This is a genomic window from Neobacillus sp. NPDC093182 (genome assembly GCF_044754045.1).
Genome location: NZ_JBIVOI010000005.1, coordinates 43474 through 68181, shown reverse-complemented (window position 1 = coordinate 68181; position 24708 = coordinate 43474). Strand labels below are relative to the sequence as shown.

General features: G+C 38.9%; 19 protein-coding genes and 1 pseudogene. 3 read left to right on the top strand and 17 right to left on the bottom strand.

The window, feature by feature from the left end:
* Nucleotides 1-57: 57 nt before the first annotated feature.
* From ACIQAA_RS11020 to ACIQAA_RS10995, 6 genes are all read right to left on the bottom strand, one after another.
* A complete protein-coding gene (locus ACIQAA_RS11020; protein WP_402618883.1) occupies nt 58-1512 on the bottom strand; it encodes a S41 family peptidase in 1455 nt (484 codons plus the stop codon).
* Nucleotides 1513-1683: 171 nt separating this feature from the next.
* A complete protein-coding gene (locus ACIQAA_RS11015) occupies nt 1684-2973 on the bottom strand; it encodes a murein hydrolase activator EnvC family protein (RefSeq protein ID WP_402618880.1) in 1290 nt (429 codons plus the stop codon).
* Between the two features lie 98 nt (nt 2974-3071).
* Complete coding sequence (ftsX, locus tag ACIQAA_RS11010) at nt 3072-3965, bottom strand: permease-like cell division protein FtsX (RefSeq protein ID WP_402618877.1); 894 nt, start codon at nt 3963-3965, stop codon at nt 3072-3074.
* On the bottom strand, nt 3955-4641 hold the full coding sequence (gene ftsE, locus ACIQAA_RS11005) for a cell division ATP-binding protein FtsE (RefSeq protein ID WP_402618874.1): 687 nt from the start codon (nt 4639-4641) through the stop codon (nt 3955-3957). The genes ftsX and ftsE overlap by 11 nt, the downstream gene beginning before the upstream one ends.
* 294 nt (nt 4642-4935) lie before the next feature.
* The gene (gene cccB, locus ACIQAA_RS11000) at nt 4936-5259 is read right to left on the bottom strand and encodes a cytochrome c551 (RefSeq protein ID WP_402618872.1); all 324 of its coding nucleotides are present in this window, start codon (nt 5257-5259) and stop codon (nt 4936-4938) included.
* A gap of 51 nt (nt 5260-5310) precedes the next feature.
* A complete protein-coding gene (locus ACIQAA_RS10995) occupies nt 5311-6174 on the bottom strand; it encodes a YitT family protein (RefSeq protein ID WP_402618869.1) in 864 nt (287 codons plus the stop codon).
* Nucleotides 6175-6395: 221 nt separating this feature from the next.
* Here ACIQAA_RS10995 and ACIQAA_RS10990 point away from each other — a divergent pair, with 221 nt between their 5' ends.
* Complete coding sequence (locus ACIQAA_RS10990) at nt 6396-6722, top strand: hypothetical protein (protein ID WP_402618867.1); 327 nt, start codon at nt 6396-6398, stop codon at nt 6720-6722.
* Nucleotides 6723-6842: 120 nt separating this feature from the next.
* On the opposite strand, the gene prfB is transcribed toward ACIQAA_RS10990, so the two are convergent.
* From prfB to ACIQAA_RS10955, 7 genes are all read right to left on the bottom strand, one after another.
* A protein-coding gene (gene prfB, locus ACIQAA_RS10985; RefSeq protein ID WP_283862149.1) for a peptide chain release factor 2 occupies nt 6843-7944 on the bottom strand; the annotation gives its coding sequence in 2 pieces (ribosomal slippage) (nt 6843-7871 and nt 7873-7944; 1101 coding nt in all).
* A 533-nt stretch (nt 7945-8477) separates the two neighbouring features.
* Nucleotides 8478-10163, bottom strand: coding sequence for an Ig-like domain-containing domain (locus ACIQAA_RS10980; protein ID WP_402618864.1), 1686 nt, complete (start codon nt 10161-10163; stop codon nt 8478-8480).
* A gap of 330 nt (nt 10164-10493) precedes the next feature.
* Complete coding sequence (locus ACIQAA_RS10975) at nt 10494-12569, bottom strand: cytochrome c3 family protein (RefSeq protein WP_402618862.1); 2076 nt, start codon at nt 12567-12569, stop codon at nt 10494-10496.
* Between the two features lie 179 nt (nt 12570-12748).
* Complete coding sequence (locus tag ACIQAA_RS10970) at nt 12749-13717, bottom strand: 6-bladed beta-propeller (protein WP_402618860.1); 969 nt, start codon at nt 13715-13717, stop codon at nt 12749-12751.
* Nucleotides 13718-13747: 30 nt separating this feature from the next.
* Nucleotides 13748-14458: a tetratricopeptide repeat protein gene (locus ACIQAA_RS10965; RefSeq protein WP_402618857.1), complete on the bottom strand. Its 711-nt coding sequence runs from the start codon at nt 14456-14458 to the stop codon at nt 13748-13750.
* 20 nt (nt 14459-14478) lie between these two features.
* On the bottom strand, nt 14479-15657 hold the full coding sequence (locus tag ACIQAA_RS10960; RefSeq protein WP_402618854.1) for a cytochrome c3 family protein: 1179 nt from the start codon (nt 15655-15657) through the stop codon (nt 14479-14481).
* Between the two features lie 29 nt (nt 15658-15686).
* Entirely contained in the window at nt 15687-17084 is a 1398-nt protein-coding gene (locus ACIQAA_RS10955; RefSeq protein ID WP_402618851.1) for a NapC/NirT family cytochrome c, read from the bottom strand.
* 517 nt (nt 17085-17601) lie between these two features.
* Here ACIQAA_RS10955 and secA point away from each other — a divergent pair.
* A complete protein-coding gene (secA, locus tag ACIQAA_RS10950; protein ID WP_402618849.1) occupies nt 17602-20115 on the top strand; it encodes a preprotein translocase subunit SecA in 2514 nt (837 codons plus the stop codon).
* 136 nt (nt 20116-20251) lie between these two features.
* On the opposite strand, the gene ACIQAA_RS10945 is transcribed toward secA, so the two are convergent.
* The 4 genes and pseudogenes from ACIQAA_RS10945 to hpf form a co-directional block, all read right to left on the bottom strand.
* Nucleotides 20252-22207, bottom strand: a complete 1956-nt coding sequence (locus ACIQAA_RS10945; protein WP_402618847.1) for an SEC-C metal-binding domain-containing protein — start codon at nt 22205-22207, stop codon at nt 20252-20254.
* A 171-nt stretch (nt 22208-22378) separates the two neighbouring features.
* The gene (locus ACIQAA_RS10940; protein WP_402618844.1) at nt 22379-22780 is read right to left on the bottom strand and encodes a cytochrome-c oxidase; all 402 of its coding nucleotides are present in this window, start codon (nt 22778-22780) and stop codon (nt 22379-22381) included.
* A 152-nt stretch (nt 22781-22932) separates the two neighbouring features.
* Nucleotides 22933-23316: pseudogene (locus tag ACIQAA_RS10935) on the bottom strand (DUF1028 domain-containing protein); the annotation flags it as partial.
* 86 nt (nt 23317-23402) lie between these two features.
* The gene (gene hpf / locus ACIQAA_RS10930; protein WP_402618841.1) at nt 23403-23951 is read right to left on the bottom strand and encodes a ribosome hibernation-promoting factor, HPF/YfiA family; all 549 of its coding nucleotides are present in this window, start codon (nt 23949-23951) and stop codon (nt 23403-23405) included.
* Nucleotides 23952-24202: 251 nt separating this feature from the next.
* Between hpf and ACIQAA_RS10925 the strand changes: the two genes are divergently transcribed.
* Nucleotides 24203-24706, top strand: a complete 504-nt coding sequence (locus ACIQAA_RS10925) for a spore coat protein (protein ID WP_402618838.1) — start codon at nt 24203-24205, stop codon at nt 24704-24706.
* The last annotated feature ends 2 nt before the right edge of the window (nt 24707-24708 follow it).

The window sequence follows — 24708 nt, the reverse complement described above, 5'->3', positions numbered from 1 at the left end:
TAGTTCTTAGGTTTTTTGTCGCAAAGAAAAACAGAGACATATGTCTCTGTTCACTTGTTATTTTGAGATTAATCTCAATGCTGTTTGCAGCTGAATGTCGTTTTTCTCTTTTTTCATTTCTTTTATTGCCTCTTCTTCAAGCTTAGCAGCCGTTTTTGCATCAATTTTCCCGGTTGGCTGCAGGTCGTGGTTCTGCTGGAAGGCCTTAACCGCCGTGCTTGTTTCAGCACTAAAATAACCATCTGTGCGTCCTGGAGTAAACCCTAAACCATCCAATATTTCCTGCGCATTTTTGACCTGTTCATTGTTCATATCCTCTTTAAGCGGTTCATCAACTTGAATCGGATGTGTATCAAAGATGGCTGGTTGTTTGACTTCTACGTCCGGTTTAACCCCTTTTTTGTGTATCCAGTTACCATCTGGTGTCAGCCACTTATAGAGTGTCAACTTAATATTGCTGCCATCTCCCATTGGTACCGCCTGTTGTACCGTTCCCTTACCAAATGTTGTCTCTCCGACCAATTGGTAACCGGAGGCTTCTTTTAATGCTCCTGCTAATATTTCTGATGCGGATGCGCTGCCTTTGTTAATCAGGACAGCTACTGGATATTCTTTCTTCTCTGTAAGAGTAGAGAAGTGCCGTTCCTTTTTCCCATTTCGTTCTTCAATTTGGATAAATGGCTTTTCTTTCGTAACAAATTCTTTTAAGATATCCTCAACACTTACGAGTAATCCACCAGGATTTCCACGTACATCTATGATTAAGCCTTCAATATCTTTCTTCTCTAAATCGATTAGTTCCTCTTTAAAATCAGCAGCTGTCTCTTGTGAGAACGAGGTAATTTCAATGTAACCGATCTTTTTCCCACCTTGTTTTTTCACAGAGGCATGAATGGTCTCAAGTGGAATTTCATCACGAGTGACTTCAATGGTAAGAGGTTCCTTCAAACCCTTCCGTTCGATTTCCAACTTTACCTTTGTCCCCTTTTTACCGCGTATTTTTAACGTCGCCTTATTGAGGTCAAGACCTTCAACACTTTTGCCGTCTACTTTCAATATCTCATCATTTGGCTTTAGTCCTGCTTTTTCCGCTGGGGAATTTTTAAATGGTGAGATAATCACAATTTTTCCATCCACCATCCCCACTTCTGCTCCGATGCCTTCAAAGGAGGATTCTAAAGCTTGACTAAATTGCTGTGCTGTTTCCTTATTCATATAAACGGAATAGGGGTCATCTAAGACGGTGAGCATTCCTTGAATGGCTCCCTCCACCAGGGTATCACTATCTACCTTTTCAACATAACGGCTCAAGATTAACTCATAGGCCTGATTTACCTTAGCAAGGTCCTCAATTTCAGCTTGACCTGTTACAACTGTTTCCGTTTTCGTTAATGTTTGTTCAAGGGCTGTGTTTTCCTCTGTTCGATCAAACCATTGCATTCCCGCATATGTGCCCCCCGCCCCTGTAAGAAGCGATCCAACCATCATTAGGGCAATCCATTTTCTATTCATCCCGTTCCCCCTCATGTGCAGCATCTATTGACTATCATTATTGAAAAAAGTGTCTCTTTCCTGCCCGTTTATTAACTATTATGTAAGGGTTGGACGAGTTATGCCTCAAAAATTGAGTCCAGTTTTTAAGCAAAAAGAAAAGGAAGAAGCGTGGCTTCTTCCTTTTTCCTATTATGGCATTGGTACAATTCCGACTGGATTGATAGCGTTACTTTTGCTTCCATTCCATTCCCCTCTATGAAGCTCAAAGTGTAAATGTTTCCCTTGAGAATCACCGGTGTTACCCATAATTCCAATTTGCTGACCCTTTTTAACTACTGCACCAGAGCTGACAAATCGCGTTTCCATATGAGCAGAAACGGTAGTATAAGTTTGTCCATTAATAGAATGGGCAATAAAAACAACATTCCCATAACTGCTTGAATAGTAGGATTGAATAACAACACCATCAGCAGCTGCCCAAATTGGTACGTTTGCAGCACGATTAGCTATATCCACACCATAGTGGAATGAGCCCCATCTAGGAGCAAAACCTGATGTAAAAGTTCCATTCGCCGGCAATGTGAATGCCCCACTAGAGACAGGTGCAGTTGGTTGTGGCGGGGTACTATCCCCTCCGCCGTTACCTGACCCAGAGTTATTGTTTTCCTGAGCAGCAGCAGCGGCCGCGGCTGCTGCTGCTTCCTCCTGACGTTTCTGTTCAAGTGCAATTGCTTGTTGGAGGGCTGCTGATTGGGCAGCAAGTAATTGTGCCTCTTCTTGAAGTTCCATTTTGTGCTCATGAATTTCTTCTTCTTGGTGTTCTAGAGAAGCTAATAATCTATCCTTTTCAGCCCTTTGCGCATTCAATTGCTGATTCATTTTTTCTAAATCAGCTAGAATAGTTTGGACGCTCGCAAGCTCTTCTTCTAGCTTAGCTTGATTTTCCTCTAAACTCTTTTTATCCGCTTCATGCTGTTTTAAAATATCCTGGTCCGCCTGCATGATCGTTGCCACCGCACTTGCACGGTCAATAAAGTCACTAAAGTTATGTGAACCCATTAATACATCAAGGTAACTAACCATTCCGCCTGTTTCTTGATAGTTGCGGGCGCGATCCTTCAAGAGCTCATTTCGCTTTTCAATTCGCTCTTTTGTAACTTTTATTTCCTCTTGAAGTCTAGTAATTTCTGCCTTGGTTTCCTCCAATTCAGCTGTTTTCTCACTAATTTTTTTATGCGTATCATCAATTGCAAAATCAAGGCGTGTCATTTCTTCTTTCACATGTGACTGCTGCTCATTTAAACTATTAATCTGTTGATCGGCATCATTTATAGTAGATGATAATTCAGATTTTTCTTTTTCAATTTGATTTTGCTGATCCTTTAAACTTGAAATGGAAGCTGCTTGAGCAAATCCTCCAAAAAAGCTGCTCCACAGAATCGCTCCTGCAGCTGCTAAAGTTAGTATTGGTTTTTTCAAAGTCCAATTTCTCCTTCCCATTCATATTTATGTACGAGTGAATCCATAACAGTTATCAGGAAGGACATCTTTTCACTGCCCTTCCTGAAAAAATCAATTTATACCTTTAAGAACTTTCGAACCGACATAACACTGCCCCAAATTCCAATCAAGCCGCCCATTAAAATAAGGACTCCAGATACCTGGTAAACAAACGGATTAAATGGAAGAATTTGAATAAAGTTCCCCATTAACTTTGGTGCAAGATATTCATAAGCGTTATAGTAAGCAATCGAAATTAAGATAATCGGCAGAATGGCACCAAGTATGCCAAGCCATAATCCCTCTAAGAAGAATGGCCACCTAATAAAATTGTTCGTTGCTCCTACTAGTCTCATAATCTTAATTTCTCTACGTCTTGCAATAATGGTAATTTTTATCGTGTTCGAAATTAGGAATACTGCGGTAAAAAATAATCCTGCGATTAATACAATACCGACGTTTCGGCTTGCTTTTATAAAGTTAAATAGTTTTTCAACTGTTCCTTTGCCATAAACAGCCTTTGTGACATACTCGAGTTTACCGATTTGGTTCGCTGCCTTCATTGTATCCTGCGGATTTTTCGTTTTTACGATAAATACATCGTTAAGTGGATTATCTTGTTCAAAAAGTTTAAATGCTTGTCCATCCTCACCCATGCTCTTAATTAGCTCCTCAAGCTCCTGCTCCTTGGATGAAAACTTAACACTTTGTACTTCTGAAATACTTTCAATCTCACTTTTTAACTTTTGCTGGTCCTCTGCATTAGCAGCCAAATCGATGTGAACACGAATTTGTACGTCCTCTTCAATGGTTTGGGCCACTTTATTGAGATTCATCATAATAACGAAAAAGACACCGACTAAAATGAGCGTTACCGTTACGGCACTCACCGAGGCGAACGTCATCCAGCCATTCCTGCCAATACTCTTAAAGCTTTCACGCGCATGACGACCAAGAGTTCTAATTTTCATAACCGTAATCACCTCTTTGTTCATCACGTGCGATTTTTCCAGCCTCGATCGCAATTACACGATGTTTAATTGTGTTGACAATTTCCCGATTATGGGTTGCCATGACGATTGTGGTACCCCTGTTATTAATTTCTTCAAAAATATTCATGATTTCCCATGATGTCTCTGGGTCAAGGTTACCTGTAGGCTCGTCTGCTATGACAATCTTAGGCGAGTTAACAATGGAACGTGCAATCGAAACACGTTGCTGCTCCCCTCCCGATAACTCAGTCGGAAGCATTCTTGCTTTGTGCTTAAGGTTAACGAGATCAAGGACTTCCATTACGCGTTTCTTAATAAACTTAGGCTGCGCTTCAATAACCTCCAGTGCGAAGGCTACATTCTCATAAACAGTTTTCGTTGGCAATAGTTTAAAATCTTGAAAAACCACACCAAGGTTGCGTCGGAAGATCGGTACCTTTTTGTTCTTTATTTTTGCAACGTTAACCCCATTCATTGTAATCGTTCCTGAGGTCGGAATCTCCTCACGATACATCATTTTAATGAACGTAGATTTTCCTGCACCACTGGGACCAACCACATAAACAAATTCACCTTGATTAATCCGTACATCTATTCCATTTATCGCGGTAACCCCATTTGGGTACTTTTTAAATACATCTTGCATTTCTATCATTTAGATCACCTTTATAAGTTAGTTTCGAAACAATAAGATTCGACAATAACCTCTTATTTTCTTACACAAAAACAAAATCCTAGACAAAATACTGCAGGATTTCGCACAATTTCATTATAACACTCTATACAAGTAAAAAAAGCGGTAAAAATATTACAGTTTCTTTTCAAAACCTACATAAATTGTTATATTTACCCTAAGATTTTTCGACAAAAATTAATAATATCTTAATAAAGTAACATAGACTCACAAAATAAAAAACGTTCTGCAAAAATTTACAGAACGTTTACATAATTACTTTTTCGCTGCCAGCCAGTCAGCAACCTTGTCCAAATCATCGCCTTCGATAAGGCCTGCTGGCATTCCGCCATCAGTACCATCCTTAATGATGCCGGCGATTTCATCTTTTGATTTGCTTGCTCCTACTGCTGTTAGGTCAGGACCCATACCACCCTTCAAGTCACCGCCATGACAGCTGGAGCATTTTTGTGAATAAATTTTTTCAGCATCCCCTGCTGTAGCTGTGTCTCCTCCAGCTTCATCATCTCCGCCGCCACATGCAGCTAGACCCATTACTAGAGCTGTACCCAATACCATTTTTAGCAGCTTTTTCTTCATTACTACTCCCCCTTCAGAAAAAAATACCATACAAGGAATAGTATAGCAGTGTTACACCCTTTTGAAACCTTCTCCCAACACTTCAGATGCATCCATAACGACGACAAATGCAGACGGGTCAAGGGATTTAACCAATTGTTTCAATTTTGTGAACTCCCGCTGATCGACTACACACATTAGCACCGGTCGCTCATTATCTGTAAAACCCCCATAAGCCGATAGTTTTGTCACACCTCGATCAATTTTATTCAATATTCCCTCTCGTACTTCTTCTTGCTTGTTTGTAATAATCATAGCGGTTTTTGATCTGCCAAAACCAACCTGAACTAAGTCTATTGTTTTGCTTGTTACATATAAGGCAATCAATGCATATAATCCTCGTTCAATATCAAACACAAGGGCTGCTGAGAGTACAATGAGTCCGTCAATCAGAACGACACTCGTGCCAAGAGTAAGCCCTGTGTACTTAGTAATTATTTGAGCTGCTAAATCGGTACCACCGGTTGATCCGTTCCCCCTGAAAACAATTCCGAGTCCGAGACCTACGACAATCCCCCCAAATAGTGCTCCCAGCAAGGCATCATTTGTCCAAGGATCAACATTCTTTGTTAAAAAAACAACAAAAGGTAAAAATATTGTTCCGACAAGTGTTTTTACTCCAAATTGTTTTCCTAATAAAATAACTCCTGCAATGAATAATGGGATGTTAAAGGCCCATTGTACATAAGCTGGCTCCCATCCAAATACGCTTAATAAAATCGTACTAATGCCGCTAACGCCTCCCGACGCAATTTGATTTGGCAGGAGAAATACATTAAAGGCGAGCGCGATTATCGCTGAACCGATTAGGACATTTATGTATTCTAAGGCACTTGCTAATTTTGGTGCAGGCTGATTGTTTCTTCTTTTATTCATAGTGCGATTCCCCTCTATATTACCATTTTGCTATAATTTTCTTACTTATCCGAAGTGAGTATAGCATGGCAATAATTTGCTGTAAATGGCATTCAGATAACGCATTAAAGGAATAAATTATTAATAGTATTTGTCATTAAAATTATTTTCATGAGGGATTCTAAGAATAGGATTATTTATTTTAAAAAATGGTATAGTTGTCGAATAGAGGAGGTGAACATATGGAACATCAATTAATGAAAATGATGGAGCAAATAAATAAACAGTTTGAAAAAATGGATCTTCGATTTGCTGCAATGGAAAATCGATTTGATGCAATGGATTGTCGATTTGATGCAATGGATTGTCGATTTGATGCAATGGATAGTCGATTTGATGGGATGGATCTTCGATTTGATAATGTAGAGTCGAAAATTGAGTCTCTTCAGGAAACGGTTGAAAATAACGCTACAGAGTTTAGGAGTCATTTTAGGCATATAGAAGAAAAGCTCGACCACCATGACAGGATGTTTGAATTGGTCTCTGAGGAACTGAGTGGTAAAAGGTAGCCGTAATTATCGGAGTAACGCAGCCACCCCGAAAATCCTCAATCATCCCACCATGAGCGGTAAATAAAATCCAAAAAGAATAGCCTTTGCCGACTCATCCGGCAAAGGCCTTTATTTTTATTATGAAATTCTCGAACGCAGGTAAGCGTCAATAAACGGATCTAAGTCTCCATCCATAACTCCTTGAACGTTTCCGCTTTCGGTATTTGTACGGTGATCCTTAACCATCGAATAAGGATGGAAAACGTAGGAACGAATTTGACTTCCCCAGCCGATTTCCTTTTGTTCACCACGAATTTCGAGTAATTCTTTTTCCTGCTGTTCGATTTCGCGTTGATAAAGCTTCGCTTTTAGCATTTTCATGGCTGCTTCACGGTTCTTGATCTGCGAACGTTCAGATTGACAGGTAACCACAACCCCGGTTGGTGTATGAGTAATCCTTACTGCGGAATCCGTTGTGTTGATATGCTGTCCGCCGGCACCGCTCGCACGATACGTATCTATTTTAAGATCCTCTGTACGGATATCAATTTGAATTTCATCATTAAACTCCGGCATGACTTCGCATGATACAAACGAAGTATGGCGGCGTCCTGAAGCATCAAACGGCGAAATTCGCACTAATCTGTGTACACCCTTTTCAGCTTTTAAGTAACCGTAAGCGTTATGACCTCTTATTGCGAGGGTTACGCTTTTAATCCCTGCTTCATCACCTGGAAGATAATCAAGGGTTTCTACCTTAAAGCCCTTTTTCTCAGCCCAGCGTGTATACATACGCAGCAGCATCGAGCCCCAATCCTGGGACTCGGTTCCACCAGCACCTGGATGCAGCTCCAAAATCGCATTATGTTTATCGTATTCTTCACTTAGAAGCAGCTGAAGTTCAAAATCATTTAGTCTCGAAGTTAGGTTTGTTAATTCTTCTTCAAGCTCTGCTTGTAATTCCGCATCACTTTCTTCTTTTACAAGCTCGTAGCTCACTTCTAGATTCTCAAATGTTTCATACATCTGGGTAAACTCATTCACCTGATCCTTTAATGCATTGGCTTCACTTATTACGGTTTGGGCAGCCTGCTGGTCATTCCAAAAATCAGGATGAAGCATTTGATCATCAAGTTCTGCTATACGTGCTTCCTTATTTTCAAGGTCAAAGAGACCCCCTAAAGTCCGCTAAACGTTTAGCTGTTTTCTCAAGTTCATTTCGAATTTCTGCTAATTCCATTTTTCTTCACCTCTATAAAAATTACGGTCTATACCTAACATATGTCATGGGCGTTCGTATGTTCCTTATCCATTATAGCCTGAGTAGAGGGGGAATATCAAAAATGAATGTATAATGAAGGAAAGTCTCGAGGATTACACAATATATCCTGTGGACAACATCACTTATCCACAACTAAGGGAAAAAGTTTTTAATTACTTATGTGGATAAGTAAAGTTATCTACAAGTTTTAAAAATTTTCTTAATATTTTATCCACATATCTACATATAAACAGGAGTTATCTACAATTAAACACCGAATCTCAAAAAAAATTTAAACTTATCCACATAAAAACGAGAGGACGAATCCTCTCGTTTTTATTGCTTATTTGAGTAATCTCTAGTCTAATGTGCTGGGATGTTAATTTTAGGCAGTGGCTCCTTATGACATGTAATACAATCCAAATGCTGATTTTGATGGATAGGGTCAGTAGGACATGTTTGACAAGCCTTTTGCTTATATATTATGCACAGTTATGTTGCTACACATGGGTTTACTTTTTCGGTGCATGAGCAGCAGAAATTGCCTTTTCTTCAAGCGTTTCACCTGTTCCATGGCAGCTAAAACAAGCAGTTTCATTAGCAGGAAGATGTTCTGGAATTTCCTCACCGTTCCTATCTAATGTAGAGAGAGCAGCTGTTTTCCCATACATGGTAGTAATATTATTATGACATTTCAAACAAAATTCACGCTCTTCCTTCCCATCAGTCCAAGTAGTGCTAGTTGTAATAAACTCATCATCCCTATCTGAGTGACCCAATTTTTTCTTTAGACCTTTTATGTTATCGGACCCATGTGTTACATGGCAATCAGCACAAGGCATCTGCCCGTTTAATAGGCTGCCATCAGTCGCAGTGATATTATGACCGGAGTTGGCAACGAAGGTAGGATTAGAATAAAAGGATTTGATATCACTTCCTTTATTACCGTCATGGCAACGAAGACAGAGTGAGTAATCTTCAACAGTTCCTGTTGCAGTTAAGGACTTTTTATAAGTCAAAATACGATAATGAGATTTGAATTGAGCATTAGCCGGGTCACCAAATTCATGACAAGATTCACATAATTCTTTATCACTGTCTATCTCTCTTAGTGGGTCCATAGTTGTATCTTCGTGATTAACAACAAAATGATCTTTTAGACGATTAGGGTTTTGCATTGACCAGGATAGATGTGGGTTATGACAACTGGTACATGTGTCAGTTTTCTCTCCAATATTCTTATGCTTGTGTGACTTAAAATCTTGGATGACAGGCGCACCTGATGTCCCATCGTGGCACGCCATGCAATAATTTGTTGCTGACACTTCCCCATATTTACCACCTTGTAAACTTTTATTATTTGCAATGTGAGTACTATGACAGTTCGCACAGGCCTGGGTATTCCCCATTTGTTTTCCGTGTACATCTTCAGGGTTTTCGTTACTATTTGTTGAAAATTTAAAGTATTTTGGGTAAAGAAAATTTCCAGCAGTGTCACTAGTAAAAGGATTTACATAAACGTGATATGTAGTGCTTTTTACTAATGATTGTTCAGGTTTATATAAAATTTCATATTCTCCTTTATCATTCCTGTTTGGGAATCTACTATTTTCATCTTCAATAAATTGTAGTGAAGTTCCGTTCTCAGAAATAGCTGAAAGAAGTCCGTTTAGATCTAATGTGTTACTCTCTTCGACAGTTACAAGTATTTTAGACTCTAAAGGTACTCCAGTCATATCCTCCACCGGTAAATAATATTTTGCATCCGTTATTCCTGGAGGAACTATCATGATACTTTTTATAATAGGTCTAGTAGTATCGACAATAAGGGAAATTGTTTTTTCAACTGGTAATCCGTCTGAGACAGTTGCTTTAAATGAAACATTGTGTAGCCCATCAGTAAATTGGAAATCGAAGCTCCATTTACCTTCAGTTGAAATATTAATAGGCAAACCCTCTTGATCATCTATAAATGGAATAAGGGTTATTTCCGAGATAGGTGAAGTCCCATTATTTACTGTCCCGTTAAAAGTCACAGTAGGGGTTTTATGAGAAGAATTGTTCTGTGGAGAAGAGATTTCTAATGTTAAGTTTTCACCGGCCGATTCCACAACTTGAATAGGTAATACAAAAAGGATAGATAAAATTAAAAGGAATACGTTACTGGCAATAATGTGTTTTAAGCTGGGCTTCTTCATAACTAGTCATCCTTTTCTTTTCCTTTTAGAGACATTTATTAATAAATTAGCAAAGTGAAGTAAGTCACAGAATCAAAAGTTAAAAATTCAATATAATACTATAAATAACTAATTGTTTCTAATATGAATATAGTCCTTATCAACCTTAATTTGAATAGATAAAATGTGAGGAATGTTTGACAAATTCGTGAAGTGGATAATTGACGAATTTGTGAACTTATCTTAAAATAGAAATAAGATAACAGCCTGACTGTAAGTCAAGGCTGCTATCTTTATATTTACATATTCCGTACAGGGCTATCAAATAGTGGGGCTATTTGGTAGCTTTTTTTATTTTTTAGGCCAGTTAGTTGTTCCTTCAGTAGTTGGAATGCCGCGTGGATCGTACATTGTATCTCCATCCATATACTTGTAGGAATCAGTGTTCTTTAACTGTTCAGCTTTTGAGCTTGTATGACAAGACCAACAAACAGCCATGTTTGTGAAACGTTTTAATGCAGAAGATGCACCTTTGTCTAATAGGTAATCATTTGCAAGAGTTTTTGCTTGATCATCAGTCAAAGCAGGGTTATAAGCTTTTAGATCTGTAGCGACTTCAGCTTTATTACGTAAGTGAGCATCAGTCATAACTTCAACGTCAGTTCCGTGTGCAAAGTGACAACGTACGCAAGTGTAAGAGTCAGAAGTTGTAGTGTGACGGAATGCCTTATCCCATGTTCCTTCTCCTTCAGTACCTGCAGCTTTGTTGCTTGTTGAAGCTAAGTAGTCAGTGTGACAAGATGAACAGTAGCCAGACATTGCAACACCCCATCCAGATACTTTGTCAGTACCAGGAGTTGTAACTCCCCAACGATCTTTAATGTTTGTAGAGAACTCATTTGTTTCACCAGCGTAAAGAGCACGTTGGTTAACAGTTGTAATCTTAACTCCGCCAAATGTTAATTCTTCACCTGGATCAAATTTTCCAATGTTAGTTGTATCTTTTGTAGGATCTAAGATTGGCATTAGGTCTAACTTTACAACATAAGCACGAGAAACTTCAGCAAAAGTAGCTTTTGAAACATCGCTGCCTGCGGCGCCCCAAACTAAACCGTAACCATATTTGATGTGTGCTGTATCAGCAAGGTAATCATAATGGTCAATTACATCAGCTGCTTGAGCAGTAGGGTAAGTACCATTTGCGTTCACGAAGCCTGCAGTAGCAGGGTCTTTTGTAAAGAAACGAGTATAGTAGTGATGGTTGTTACCAGATGAACCACGAGTTGGGTAACCGTAAATCCATGGGTTAGTTGTCTTAGAGTATGTTGTTTTACCAGGTGCCTTTTCATAAATCATGATAACAACGTCAGTATCACCGATTTCGTTATATGGATATTTATCTTCAGTTAAACCATGTTGAGCTTTTGTTCCTTTAACGCCAATGAATCTTGTAGTTCCAGTTTCTTTTTGAGCGTAATCAAGAACAGCAACTTGAGTACCAGCTTTATATCCACCAGCTTTAATTCCGCCCTCCGCGGGAGTGGAAGATCCCATGCCGTTTGGACTGTAGTGCAATAAACGGTCAGAGTAAGAACCGTGTGGTGCGTGACAGCTTGCACAGTTAAATTCTTTATCCCAAGTACCAGTTCCGTTAGGGTTACCACCAGGAGCAGCTTTCATTTTAACAGCTCCATCAGCCATGTGAACGGACATGTTACCATCATGAGTTCCACCGAATGTACCAGCAGAAGAAGCTTGTTCACCATTTCCAAATACGTTATAGAAACCTAATGTACCGTCATGACAAGCAGTACATGTGCTGTATACACCATCTTTAAACAATAAGCTCTTAGATGCAGCGGTGTGTGTTTGGTGACAACTTGCACAAGAGTTAGTGTTGTTTTGGTATTCACCGTGAGTTCTTTGAGCACCTTTATGTCCTTTGTTATCAACCATGTTGTTAGATTGAAGAACACCAGTGTTTACTGCTTGACCACCAACGCCACCACCAGATTGGTTTGCGTTGGTAATGTCATTATCATTTTGTTTGTCTGTAGAAGCTTTTCCAAAGTCTGCGTTATAGGCTGGGCCAGTAGCAAGTTTGTAAGAAACTTTTGCTCCTTCACCATCAGCATTTACTGCAGAAACTTCGATGTTCCATTGCTTTGCAGCAGTGTCGGCAGCTATATAGGTATAAGTTACTGTGGTTCCATTAGCTGTTTGATGAACTTCAGTTCCATCGACATATACTTTGTAAGAAGTAGCGCCAATGACTTGAGACCAAAAAACTTTAACAGATTTGTTAGTATCAATTGTAGCCCTTAATGATGTAGTTGCATCAGGCGCAGCAGCGAATGCTACCATACTAAACAAACTCATGACGATGAGCATTAGTAACGTAGAAACGCTAATTTTCATTTTACACATTCTAAAAACCTCCCTAAGTACTTCTCTCTTTCTCTTTCTCTTTCTCTCTCTTTTTTTCTAACTATGCGGAAAAACGATACAGCTATCTCTTTAGAGGCACCACCTCCTTAAAGGTAGATTTTGTTATAACAGAGAATGCTAGTTTCACATTTACTTTTTCCTAAAGAAATTTTTAAAAATTAGCGGTAGACTACAACCCTTTGGTTTAATGTATCAGTAATATAGACTTGGTCATCCTGATCAACGAATAAACCGTTCGGCAGGTAGAATTGCTCGTTAGCATCACCCATACCACCAAATTCAAATACCTTTTCACCTTTTTCATTAAATCCGTAAACAAAATGAGTTAAGTTATTTACCACGTATAAAATACCGCGGGAATCTACTGCAATTCCTCTTGGGTTTACGAAAACGGAAGAGCCAGTGCCATCTTTTGAACCATTAACATTTCTTAAATATTTTCCATCCTTCGTGAAAATCTGGATTCTTTGATTACCAGAGTCTGCTACATAGATATTGTCATCTCTATCAACCGTCACAGCATTGGGGGCTCGTAATTGACCATCCTCCGTACCTGGAGTTCCAATTTCCTGCAGCTTCTTTCCTTTTAGATCAAAGATGAATACTTTGTTTTGTTCGATATCTGCAAGGTAAAGCTTTTCATCAAAAATACGTATCCCGCCTGGCGCTTTAATTACTGAATTCTTCTCATCTGTTTCCTTAAAGTAAGATATAAATTTACCTTTTTTATCAAAGATAGAGATATTTCCGTTATATAGATCGGCTACGTAAATGTTTCCTTTTTTATCTCCTGTGATTCCATAAGGAAACATAAACTCGCCTTCACCGTCTCCCTCTTTTCCAAATTTGAAAATGAAGGTGCCTGATGTATCAAAAACTTGTACTTGTTTGTTATTTGTATCAGATACGTATAAGAATTCACCAATTTTCGCTGCATCCATAGGCTTATCTAAAGCATTATCAAAGTCACCATAGATCAAATGACTGAACTCAGGAGCACCATCAAGATCAACGGGACTTGCAACTTTTACTTTGTCCTGTAAGTTTAGAAAATAAATGAGGATAAAAGCTGCAACGGTGAGTAACACAATGAGGCTACTCAGAATATATACATTTCTTTTTTTCACTGGTTTCAACCCCTTTAGGTGTTGTTATAATTATTTTGCAGCCACTCTATCAAGGCCCTCTAGTGCTGGTTTGTAAAGAGGATCATAGTTTAACGCTTCTTTAAAGAGCTCTTCTGCATTCTTTTTATCACCCTGATCTTCTGCTACTTTACCAAGTTCTGTGATAATATCTGTATTTCCAGGCATCAGCTCATTGGCCTTACTTAGGGTTTCAAGTGATTCATCATACATTTTAAGTTTTCGGTAGGCTGTCCCTTTTAATAATTGGCTTTTGTAATCTCTTGGAGCAATTTCGGATGCCTTTGTAGCCATTTTTAATCCCTCATCAAGCCTTTCCTCATCAAGATAAACAATTCCAAGGTTTAAATAAGCATCGTAAAAGTTTTTATCCAAATCTAGGGCTACTTTAAATTGCTTAATAGCTTCTTCATTTTTTCCTAATAAGAAGTAACTGTATCCTAGATTTACTCGGTGCTGTGGATCATTTGGCTGAGCGTCAACTTGATTCTTGTAGTGCTCAAACTGTTTTTTTAATTGATTTTGGTCAAAGCCAGACCAGAAGTATTTATCACTAATGAAGTAACCGGCTCCAATTGAAATTCCTAAAGTTAGAAATAAGATTAAGAGTGTCTGCCACCATGTGAACTTTTCCTTTTTGGGCTTTTTTGGCAGCTTTCCTTTTTGCTCGGTCTCCTGGCTAACCTCTTTTTCTTTATGAAATGAAGCTTCTTGATTTTGCATATGATCCCTCCTCCATGTTTCTATTCCGGATCTTTTTTATCTTGATGGCATGCTTTACAGGTAGTTTCAGAATGACACGTAAAGCAGGATTCTGTTAATTTCTGATTAGCAGAAACCGGTACAGGGTGTCTGTTACGCCACTCTTTATTCCTTGTATGACTGCTTGGATGGCAAGTACCACAAGCAACTTGTGTAATAGCTGAGTTACTTGACCTTTGGATTTCATGACAAGCCAAGCATTTTTCCCTGTTCTGTGATGCTAATTCGCCGTGTTCCTTTAAGAAATAACTCCCGTGACTTTGTGGTCTGAGGCTGTGGCAATCCCGGCAAAAGGTATTCGCTTTTGCATAATCATAATGATTTTTTTTCTTTACCTGCTCTTTATTGGTGTTAAGATATTTGGTTAATGTAGAAACTTCCTCAAAATCAGTTAAAGGCTCTGATGACATATCTTTATGACATACATCGCAATCTTTTAAATCAGTACTAGCTTGTTTTCCATGAGTTTCGAGTTTAAATTCTTCTTTCTTATGGCTATCTGGAACCATTCCAGTCGTATGACATGCTGTACATTCAGTCGTAACTTTTCGTGCTTTATGACATTCCATACAGGTATCCATATCAGGACGAATCCATTTGATTTCAGACATAGCAGCAGTTCCGACTTTTTCATCCCACTTTAAATAATCTGCTTGGAAGGTCATTTTACGATCAGCAATTTTGCCATGTGCTGTGCCGTTATGGCACTGAATACATTCAACACCTTCGGTTTTATGTTTGTCGTGGGGAATGATTATATCTCCAGAAGCTGTTACTTCACGCTTCGATACATTGTGACAAGTTTCACATGCACTGTCCGGGATTTCATCAGGCATTCGAATGGGTGCTGTATAGGGTTTTGTTGTTTTTTTATAAAGCTCGACTACCCCTTCGGCTTTACTTTTTGCTAGGTTTTCTAACCCCGGTTCGATATGACAACTAACGCAGTCCACCTCACTGTGAGAGGACGCTTTCCATGTATAGAACTCTGGTTTCATTTCATGACAGGATGAGCAAAACTCAGAGCCTGATGTTCCTTTTAGGCCTGCAAAACTTACGAAAAAGAACAGGCCTAAAAACAACACAGTAAGAGTCATAATTTTAAATATTCGGTTACGGAAACGGGGAGGGGCCGGCAGCTCTTTGTGCTCCTCATCCATAAAAGCGTCCCTCCAGTTTTAAAGTTTGATTATTTCTTTACATCATCTTTAAAGCCAGTTCTGTGACAGTATTGGCAATAAACATCTGTTGGTGCTTTAACATCTGTAGAATCAGCTTTTGGTTCATCTCGATCGTGACAGACAAAACATTCTGCTTTCATTTCAGGAGTTTGTGCTTTATCAGCGTGAGCAGTTAACCAAACATCACTTTCCACGTGGCTTTCAGGGCGTTCACCATGGCATGTGCTACAGAATTTATTGATTCGAGATTGTTCTCTTACAACGTTAATATTGGCTGTATATTTGTGTTCTTTATCTTCTTCCTTAACCTCGGCCATTTTTAACAATGACATTAGGTCTTCTTTCGGAATGTCCCTAATCCACTTTGAATCCTGGTGACAGTCGACACATGTGTCTAACTCTTGAAGGGCTGTACCACCGTGATCGCCTCCCCAGTTTGCAACTCTGTGATTTTGTGGAACTTTAACTCGCTGATGGCAAGTTTCACATGCCATAGAAAGCTTTACGTCTTTTTGTTGTTTTCCTACTGCTTCTAAAATAATCGCTTGTGTTTTTTCATCATGTGCTATCACTGCCTCTGCCGCTTCTTCTTCAGTTGTTGCGTCATGTTTTACTTCACTGGTAGTGCTCTTTTCTTCCTCTTTCGCTGCTTCTTCTAAATGTTCTGGATTTGGCGGAACGAGATAAGCTACGTCCTTCCATGGTTTTTCACCGTTATTCACTTTATCGTGACAGTCAATACAAGTACCCATGTTTGGTGCTAGATATTTTTGTTCCATCATCTGCTGTGCCACTTCATTTGTCCAGTGACCACGAACTTCTTCTGTATTGATCCCACGAGCTGCGATTTTGGCATGTGCAACACCAGAGTGACAGCTAATACAAGGAACGCCTTCTTCGATATGCCCTTTATGATTAACAATTAAATCTTTGGACGCTGTAACAAGTCGGTTTTTAGAGTGACACTGTAAACAGTTTTCATCAGAAACCGCCTCATGTTCGGTTTGAACAATTTGTTCCGGTATCCCCATTACGTGGTGATAAACCTCTTTTAATGAGATCACTTTGTGAGTCATCATGTTTACAAAACCAGGTTTGATGTGACACTGAACACAGGTGATTTCACTGTGTGCACTTGCGGTAAATGTTGTTACTTCCGGCGCCATTTCGTGACAATTAGCACAGAAGGTTGGCGAGTTTGTAAAGGAAAGAACTCCATATCCTCCGCCAAAAATAACAATAGACCCAATTAGGCCGACAAATAATGCTTTCCATCTAGTTACTGGATCCTTCCAGTCTATGTTTCTAACTTTCTGCCAAAGTCTGCGAAAAAGCCCAGGCTTCTTTTTATTTTCTCTCGTTTCAGGATCTATATCTTTATTCTTTTTCTTCCCCCAAAAAGCCACTTGACTCACCCTTCCCATTATAAATTTTTATCTCTCTATATTTATCTAAGTTAACCTCTCTAATGGTAGTATCTAACATTGTAAAAGTATTTTCCAATGTACAATTTGTGAATATTTTTTCATACTTTTATGGCGTGACCTTCTTCCCAAAAACAACATATAAACATTGATAACTAAAGGTTTAATTAACAATATCACCAAGTTGTAAACCTCTTATAAAATTAATTTTTATACAAAATACGCTATTTTTATTCATCATCATGACTCATTCGTCATGAAACATGAATGATAGTTGCATACAAAAATTTGACAATTTTGAAATAGGAGATTTTTGTGAACTGATAGACTTCAAAGATTCACTTTTTGTAAATATGGCTAAAACGGTAACAATGTTGTCACTCTATTATGGAAGTGGTAAGATATAAAGGATATTTATCGATGTTTTTGATAGGATTTTTTGTATATATAGCGAATTTCTTAGGTAAGAAAATCAGACATAAAAGGAGCGTTTCATCATATGATGGGGATTTTAAATAAAGTATTCGATCTTAATAAACGCGAGCTGAAACGGCTGGACAAAATGGCAAATCAAATTGAGGCACTGGCCGCAGAAACGGAAAAATTAAGCGATGACCAGCTCCGTGAAAAAACAGAAGAGTTTAAGCTTCGTTATCGAAAAGGTGAAACACTTGATGACCTGCTCGCAGAAGCCTTTGCAGTTGTTCGTGAGGGAGCACGCAGGGTACTCGGTTTATATCCATACCATGTTCAATTAATGGGGGGTATTTCTCTCCATGAAGGAAATATTTCAGAAATGAAGACCGGGGAAGGTAAAACATTAACCGCGACTATGCCTGTTTACTTAAATGCTATCTCTGGAAAAGGTGTACACGTTGTTACGGTCAACGAATACTTGGCTAGCCGTGACGCCAACGAAATGGGACAGTTATATCAATTTCTCGGACTTACGGTTGGTTTAAATTTAAACAGCATGTCTAAGGAAGAAAAACAAGATGCATATGCCTGTGATATTACATACGGTACAAACAATGAGTTTGGCTTCGATTATTTGCGTGATAACATGGTCCTTTATAAGGAACAAAAAGTACAGCGTCCCTTGTTCTATGCAGTTATTGACGAGGTTGACTCGATTTTAATCGATGAAGCCCGTACACCGTTGATTATCTCTGGTTCTGCTCAAAAGTCTGCCGTTCTTTATATTCAAGCAAATGCATTCGTACGTACACTGACAAGAGATCAAGACTTCACCTATGATGAAAAAACAAAAGGCGTTATGCTCACGGAGGATGGTATCAACAAAGCTGAACGTGCTTTTGGGATAGAAAATCTTTTTGATATTTCGCACGTAACCTTAAACCATCATATCAACCAAGCCTTGAAGGCAAATGTCAGCATGCACTTAGATGTTGATTATGTGGTTCAAGATGGTGAAATCGTCATCGTTGACCAGTTTACGGGCCGTTTAATGAAGGGCCGTCGTTATAGCGAAGGTTTGCACCAAGCGATTGAAGCAAAAGAGGGTTTGGAAGTTCAAAACGAAAGCATGACCATGGCAACCATTACCTTCCAAAACTACTTCCGTATGTACGAAAAGCTTGCTGGTATGACAGGTACAGCGAAAACGGAAGAAGAAGAATTCCGTAACATTTATAATATGAACGTAATCGTGATTCCTACCAATAGACCGATTGCACGTGATGACCGCCCAGATTTAATTTATGCTTCCATGGATGGCAAGTTCCGTGCAGTTGTAGAGGATATTGCTGAACGCAATAAAAAGGGACAGCCGGTTTTGGTTGGTACTGTGGCAATTGAAACATCAGAGCTAATTTCTAAGTATTTGTTAAAAAAAGGAATCAAACATAATGTCTTGAACGCAAAAAACCATGAACGAGAAGCAGAAATTATTGCTGAGGCAGGTCATAAAGGCTCTGTTACCATCGCGACCAACATGGCTGGACGTGGTACAGACATTAAACTTGGTGAAGGTGTTCTCGATTTAGGCGGTCTTGCCGTTATCGGTACAGAGCGTCATGAAAGCCGACGAATTGATAACCAGCTTCGCGGACGTTCCGGACGTCAAGGAGACCCTGGGGTAACTCAGTTCTACTTATCAATGGAAGATGAACTAATGCGCCGCTTCGGTTCAGATAACATGAAAGCGATGATGGAACGCCTTGGGATGGATGATACTCAGCCGATTCAGAGTAAAATGGTTTCAAGAGCAGTTGAATCTGCACAAAAACGTGTAGAGGGCAATAACTTCGACGCACGTAAACAGCTTTTACAATATGATGATGTTCTTCGCCAGCAGCGTGAGATTATCTACACGCAGCGTGACGAAGTGTTAGAATCTGAAAACCTTCGTGAAATTGTTGAAAAAATGATCCTTTCAACCATCCAGCGAAATGTTGAAGCACATGCGAATAAGCATGAGGATGAAGAAGAATGGAACCTGCAGGGTATTATTGATTACGTAAATGCTAACCTGCTTCATGAAGGTGACATTACGGTCGAGCAATTAAAAGGGAAAGATCCAGAAGAAATGACAGAAGCGATTTTTGCAAAAGTGAAGGAACGTTACGATGAAAAAGAACAAATCCTTTCTCCAGAGCAAATGCGCGAATTCGAAAAAGTAGTTACGCTGCGTGCCGTTGACAGCAAGTGGATCGACCATATCGACCAGATGGATCAACTTCGCCAAGGGATCCACCTTCGTGCGTATGGACAAATTGACCCGCTTCGTGAATACCAGCATGAAGGATTTGCGATGTTTGAGTCGATGATTCTCTCTATTGAAGAAGAAGCTTCCATGTATATTATGAAAGCTGAAATCCGTAATAACCTCGAGCGCCAAGAGGTTGCAAAAGGTCAGGCTGTTAATCCGAAAGAAGATGGAGAAGCCGTTAAAAAGAAACCAAAAGTAAACCAAATGGACATCGGCCGCAATGATCCATGCTATTGCGGTAGCGGAAAGAAATATAAAAACTGCCATGGGGCAGGGAAATAAAATCATGAGGGACAGCAATTTGCTGTCCCTCTTCATTTTGGCACTCACTACTATACTATGTTACCGAAACCTCTTTCCATTTCATTTTTCGATAACTATAGGTACAAAAAAATCGAGAGGTTTTCCCTCTCAATTTTTAATGCTTCATCAGCCACTCTTGTATTCCTTCAATATTCTTCCATAGACGCAGATGTTCGTCTACATAGATGACAGCTTCGTTTTCATCGCCCCAGCTGTGATATTCTGGCATATGGTTAGGCAGACGTTTTTTACCTGTTAGAAATGGAATCACATATGGATTTTGCTTTTTTGCCTCTTTCAGCATTTTGCCTGCTTTTGTACTGAAACCTTTTTTAAATAATTCCAGCAAAAGCTTGTTGTAAAGTCCAGGGGCGGTTTCCTCTTCATATTGATTCAGAAGTTTCTCTGCTTTAGACAACTCTCCCTTGTCCAAATAAAGTGCAAATAACATATAACGAGCACCGAGGTTATCATTTGGATTTAACACAAGAATTTCCTCATATTGCTGTATGGCCTCCGTTATTTTCCCTAATTGATATAGGGCATCTGCATATTGTGCTTTAGCACGCATGTAGGGTCTCGTTTCAAACATGCCCCAAAAATGACCTTTATTTTCTACGAAGAACGCTTTTCCAAGTTCTTTCTCCCCGACTTTCATTGCTTTTTCTGAAAGCATTAAAGCTTCTTGCAGGCTTGTTGAATTTTCAATGAGAATAACATAGGCATCCACACAGTTCGGATCTAGGTTTATCGCTTCCTCAGCAAGTTTATAGCGTTTAAGACCTTGAACTTCCATTGCGTCATATACCAATTGCTGTGCCCGTTCTTTATTCGTTCGTGGTACTTTTTTAGGGGCAGGAGTATTTAATTTCCTATTAAGATAGTCATTTATTTCGTCAACTGTTTCAAGATTTTGGTCCTGAATCTCTGCTAACGCTTCCTGCAGAGCTTGTTCTGTCGGCATTGGCCCCTGTAACGGATTAAATGGGCGTGCAGTAAATGGGTTATTTAATTCATCTTCTTCATATGCAATCTCAATAACTTTATTTATCTCTTCCTCTAATTCGTCATCCATTTCTCTATAGGTGGAAGAAAGGGATCCTACCGGTACATCATACAGCTTGGCAATTTCCTTTTGAGTAAGCCCAGAAACCAAATGGTTGAAAGTTGAAAGTAAATAATGCAGTGCAGCTGCATATAGGTTTGGTTTTTTTATCTTCTTTGGCTTTTTCTCACAAAATTGGAACCAAAGTATGATGCCTAAATCCACAATCGGCGGCAGTTCACCAAGTAATTCCAAGTTTTTCTTTAGTAACTCCGCTACTTCCTTATAAATAGGGGATTGCCACTCCATGCTATCAGCATCAACCAATCCTCCAACCATAGTAAGATCTCTCATGATTTCCATGAAAAAGTCTGTGAAAAACTCCTGTGGAGAATGATACCCAGCAGATTGGCTTTTTTGCTTTATGTAATCTACCGCTTGATAGGCTGGTAATTCGGGCAAATCAAACGGTGCTGGGAAAAAGACATACTTTTCGTTAAATGGCAGAAGGATTCCAATAAAAAATGACTCTATATCAAACGATCTTCGTGCATTTGTGACAATCGCTTCAAATTGTTCAGCGGAAAATCCATCAACCACGATAAGTTTATTATTTTCAACATGAGTAATTTCCCCTGCAATCGCTCTTGCTCCTGTCCAAGATTGAAGAATCTGTTTTAATTTTGGTCTTTTATTTTTGACAGCCTCTGATAAAATAAATTTTTCTAAAATGGTTTCTCCATCTTCCAATACATTAAACAGCGAAAACCATACTGTGTAAACAAACTCGTAAAACTCGCGCTCCTCATCCTCAATATCAAAGTATTCCTCATATTCATCAAGACCCTGATATAGTTCCTCTTCATAGTGATCGAGAGCAAAATGAAGCAATTTCTTTTGCAAATCATCAATTTCATTTTCAATAACATGTGTAATCGACACAGCTTCCTTTGCCCCACAGCACTTTTTATACTTCTTCCCGCTCCCGCATGGACAAGGTTCGTTCCGACCTATCGTTTCCGTCATCAACACTCGCCCCTTTCTTCCTCTATGTATCTTATTACTATCTATTAAATAGTACCATTTTTGACAGATTAGTATCGAATATACTTAATATTTCAGTATCGACAATCTTTACTTGAATTACTTGAATATAAAAAGCACACCTGATTTGGAAACCAGGTGTGCAAAAATGAATTATAGCGATACGTTTTTATCAGAATTGTAGTTTGAATCTTTCCCCACATATTTAAAAACATTGACCATAAATAAGATAACCCCAATTACCACGGCTAATGAACCAATGATGGTTGGTGGAAGAGCTGCGGAAACACCCAATACTTGAAGTGCAATCCCTCCAAGCATGACCGGAACCCCAATGTTGTGTAACCAGAATTGTATTTTAGCAAGCTTTGAATTCGCAGCATTTGGATAAAAGTGATAAATAATTCCGAACAATGCCATCGATACCCAGCCAAGTAAATTAACATGCGTGTGGACGGATGTAAAACGGAAATCATGAATAATTCCCATAGTAAGACCGGCCAAAACCCCAATTGTAAAATAAACACTTGCTACTTTTATATAAGTCTTTCCCACTTTGTACCTACCTCCTTAGATTAAAATTTACAACTATTATACTATATTTCAATAAAATAACAATATTACCATTATATAAATAGTATTTATGGCATAAAAAAACCTCCTAAAAAGTATTAGGAGGAAAAATATTATGATCTTTTCATAAATGCCATTGCCTGTACAGTTTTTTCATCCACTAAAATATTCCCTTGCGCCGCAAAGTGGGTGCCTGTCACCCCGCCTGCCCAATCGTAACACTCTTTTCCTGTAAAAGTAGCTGAGTTACCCGAAGCGTCAATCAGTCCAACTTGGCGCATTTCTTTTTCAGGGTCTTCAGCTAACAGCAGATCGAGTGTTTCCTGGGCTGATTTACCCTGTTCCATTAATTCTAGTGCTTTTGGTCCATAAGCGGTGTTGGCATAAGATTGAGTTGCTACTGCACCTGCTCCAGCCTTTGCCCAAGGCACCACCGCGCCTACTCCTAAGAATTTTGATTGAACCGCTATAGCCCATTCTTTTTCGATCGGATCATAACCTACGATAGAAAACGTCAAAATTAAAACCTCCTATCGGATATTATTTACTCTTCAATTATTTAAAAAACGCAGTCCCGATTTTCCGGAACTGCGATACGTTCTTATTAATGAGTTTCAATTAAGCCATAACGGCCGTCTTTACGCTTGTAAACAACGTTTGTGCGGTTAGTCTCAGAGTTGTTGAACACATAGAAACTGTGTCCTAATAGATTCATCTGAAGGATAGCTTCTTCACTGTCCATTGGCTTAAGATCAAAGCGCTTTGTACGAACCAGTTCTAAGTCTTCTTCATCTTGTTCTAGAACTTCAGTATTTTCAGAAGTTGCAAACGTAATCGGGAAATCACCTTTTTCTCGGAATTTACGATTAACTTTTGTTTTATGCTTGCGGATTTGACGCTCTAGCTTGTCTGAGATTAAGTCAATGCCTGCATACATATCAACATTTGTTTCTTCTGCTCGAAGAACCAAATTTGGAAGTGGGATGGTAACCTCTACTTTTGAACTTTTATCTTGATTGAATCTTAGATTCACATTTACCTTTGCTTCAGGTGCTTCTGTGAAATACCTTTCCAATTTAGAAATTTTCTTTTCAACGTAATCTCTAATTGCTGGAGTTACCTCAATGTTTTCACCACGAACGTTATAATTCATTTGTGGACTCCTCCTTTATATTCCTATGTATTACATTTCTATTTTCCCCTTTGATAATCCTGCTAAATCAGAATTAAAATTTTGTCGGAATTTTGACAAAAACACAGGGAAAATAGTGACAACCAATCCACGACACCGGTAGAACTTTTTAAAGTTTCCTACATCTTTAGTCTATTATCATCAGGGACAATTTACCACTTATATGTTTTAGGAATAAAGTACTGAGATGAAAAATGATTGGAGGAGTATGCATGGAACAACAAGAGAGAAAAACACTTGCATGGCATGAAACATTAGAACTTCATGAACTGGTTGCATTTCAATCTGTAGGCTTAATGAAGTTAAAATTATCGTATAGAAAAGTTCCTGATCAAGAGCTAAAGGAAATCTATAATAAAAGCATTCACGAACTTGAACATAACCTTAGTGAGCTATTAAAGTTTTATCCTTCCGCCCCGGGCTACCCAGGCAGGGATGATGACGAAGATCTTCGTGAGGATGTTGGTTTTTATGCCGGTGACCTTTTAAGTCTTTCCAAAGCGTTAGTCCGGAACTTGTCTGTTGCCATTACTGAAACAGCCACACCGGCTTTAAGGAATGTGTTAACCAAGCAATTAAACGCGGGCATTAAAGGACATGAACGAATTTTTAATTATATGTATAGACATGGACTTTATCCGTCGTATGATTTAGGACGCTTGCTTGGACTTGATATTGAAAATGCCCAAAAAGCCTTAAGGATGAAGTATAAGTAATG

What these genes read in the sequence shown, in the direction of transcription:
- ACIQAA_RS11020 (WP_402618883.1), bottom strand. Translation starts at nt 1,512, where the DNA reads ATGAATAGAAAATGGATTGCCCTAATGATGGTTGGATCGCTTCTTACA.
- ftsX (WP_402618877.1), bottom strand. Translation starts at nt 3,965, where the DNA reads ATGAAAATTAGAACTCTTGGTCGTCATGCGCGTGAAAGCTTTAAGAGT.
- ftsE (WP_402618874.1), bottom strand. Translation starts at nt 4,641, where the DNA reads ATGATAGAAATGCAAGATGTATTTAAAAAGTACCCAAATGGGGTTACC.
- cccB (WP_402618872.1), bottom strand. Translation starts at nt 5,259, where the DNA reads ATGAAGAAAAAGCTGCTAAAAATGGTATTGGGTACAGCTCTAGTAATG.
- ACIQAA_RS10995 (WP_402618869.1), bottom strand. Translation starts at nt 6,174, where the DNA reads ATGAATAAAAGAAGAAACAATCAGCCTGCACCAAAATTAGCAAGTGCC.
- ACIQAA_RS10990 (WP_402618867.1), top strand. Translation starts at nt 6,396, where the DNA reads ATGGAACATCAATTAATGAAAATGATGGAGCAAATAAATAAACAGTTT.
- ACIQAA_RS10980 (WP_402618864.1), bottom strand. Translation starts at nt 10,163, where the DNA reads ATGAAGAAGCCCAGCTTAAAACACATTATTGCCAGTAACGTATTCCTT.
- ACIQAA_RS10975 (WP_402618862.1), bottom strand. Translation starts at nt 12,569, where the DNA reads ATGTGTAAAATGAAAATTAGCGTTTCTACGTTACTAATGCTCATCGTC.
- ACIQAA_RS10965 (WP_402618857.1), bottom strand. Translation starts at nt 14,458, where the DNA reads ATGCAAAATCAAGAAGCTTCATTTCATAAAGAAAAAGAGGTTAGCCAG.
- ACIQAA_RS10960 (WP_402618854.1), bottom strand. Translation starts at nt 15,657, where the DNA reads ATGGATGAGGAGCACAAAGAGCTGCCGGCCCCTCCCCGTTTCCGTAAC.
- secA (WP_402618849.1), top strand. Translation starts at nt 17,602, where the DNA reads ATGATGGGGATTTTAAATAAAGTATTCGATCTTAATAAACGCGAGCTG.
- ACIQAA_RS10945 (WP_402618847.1), bottom strand. Translation starts at nt 22,207, where the DNA reads ATGACGGAAACGATAGGTCGGAACGAACCTTGTCCATGCGGGAGCGGG.
- hpf (WP_402618841.1), bottom strand. Translation starts at nt 23,951, where the DNA reads ATGAATTATAACGTTCGTGGTGAAAACATTGAGGTAACTCCAGCAATT.
- ACIQAA_RS10925 (WP_402618838.1), top strand. Translation starts at nt 24,203, where the DNA reads ATGGAACAACAAGAGAGAAAAACACTTGCATGGCATGAAACATTAGAA.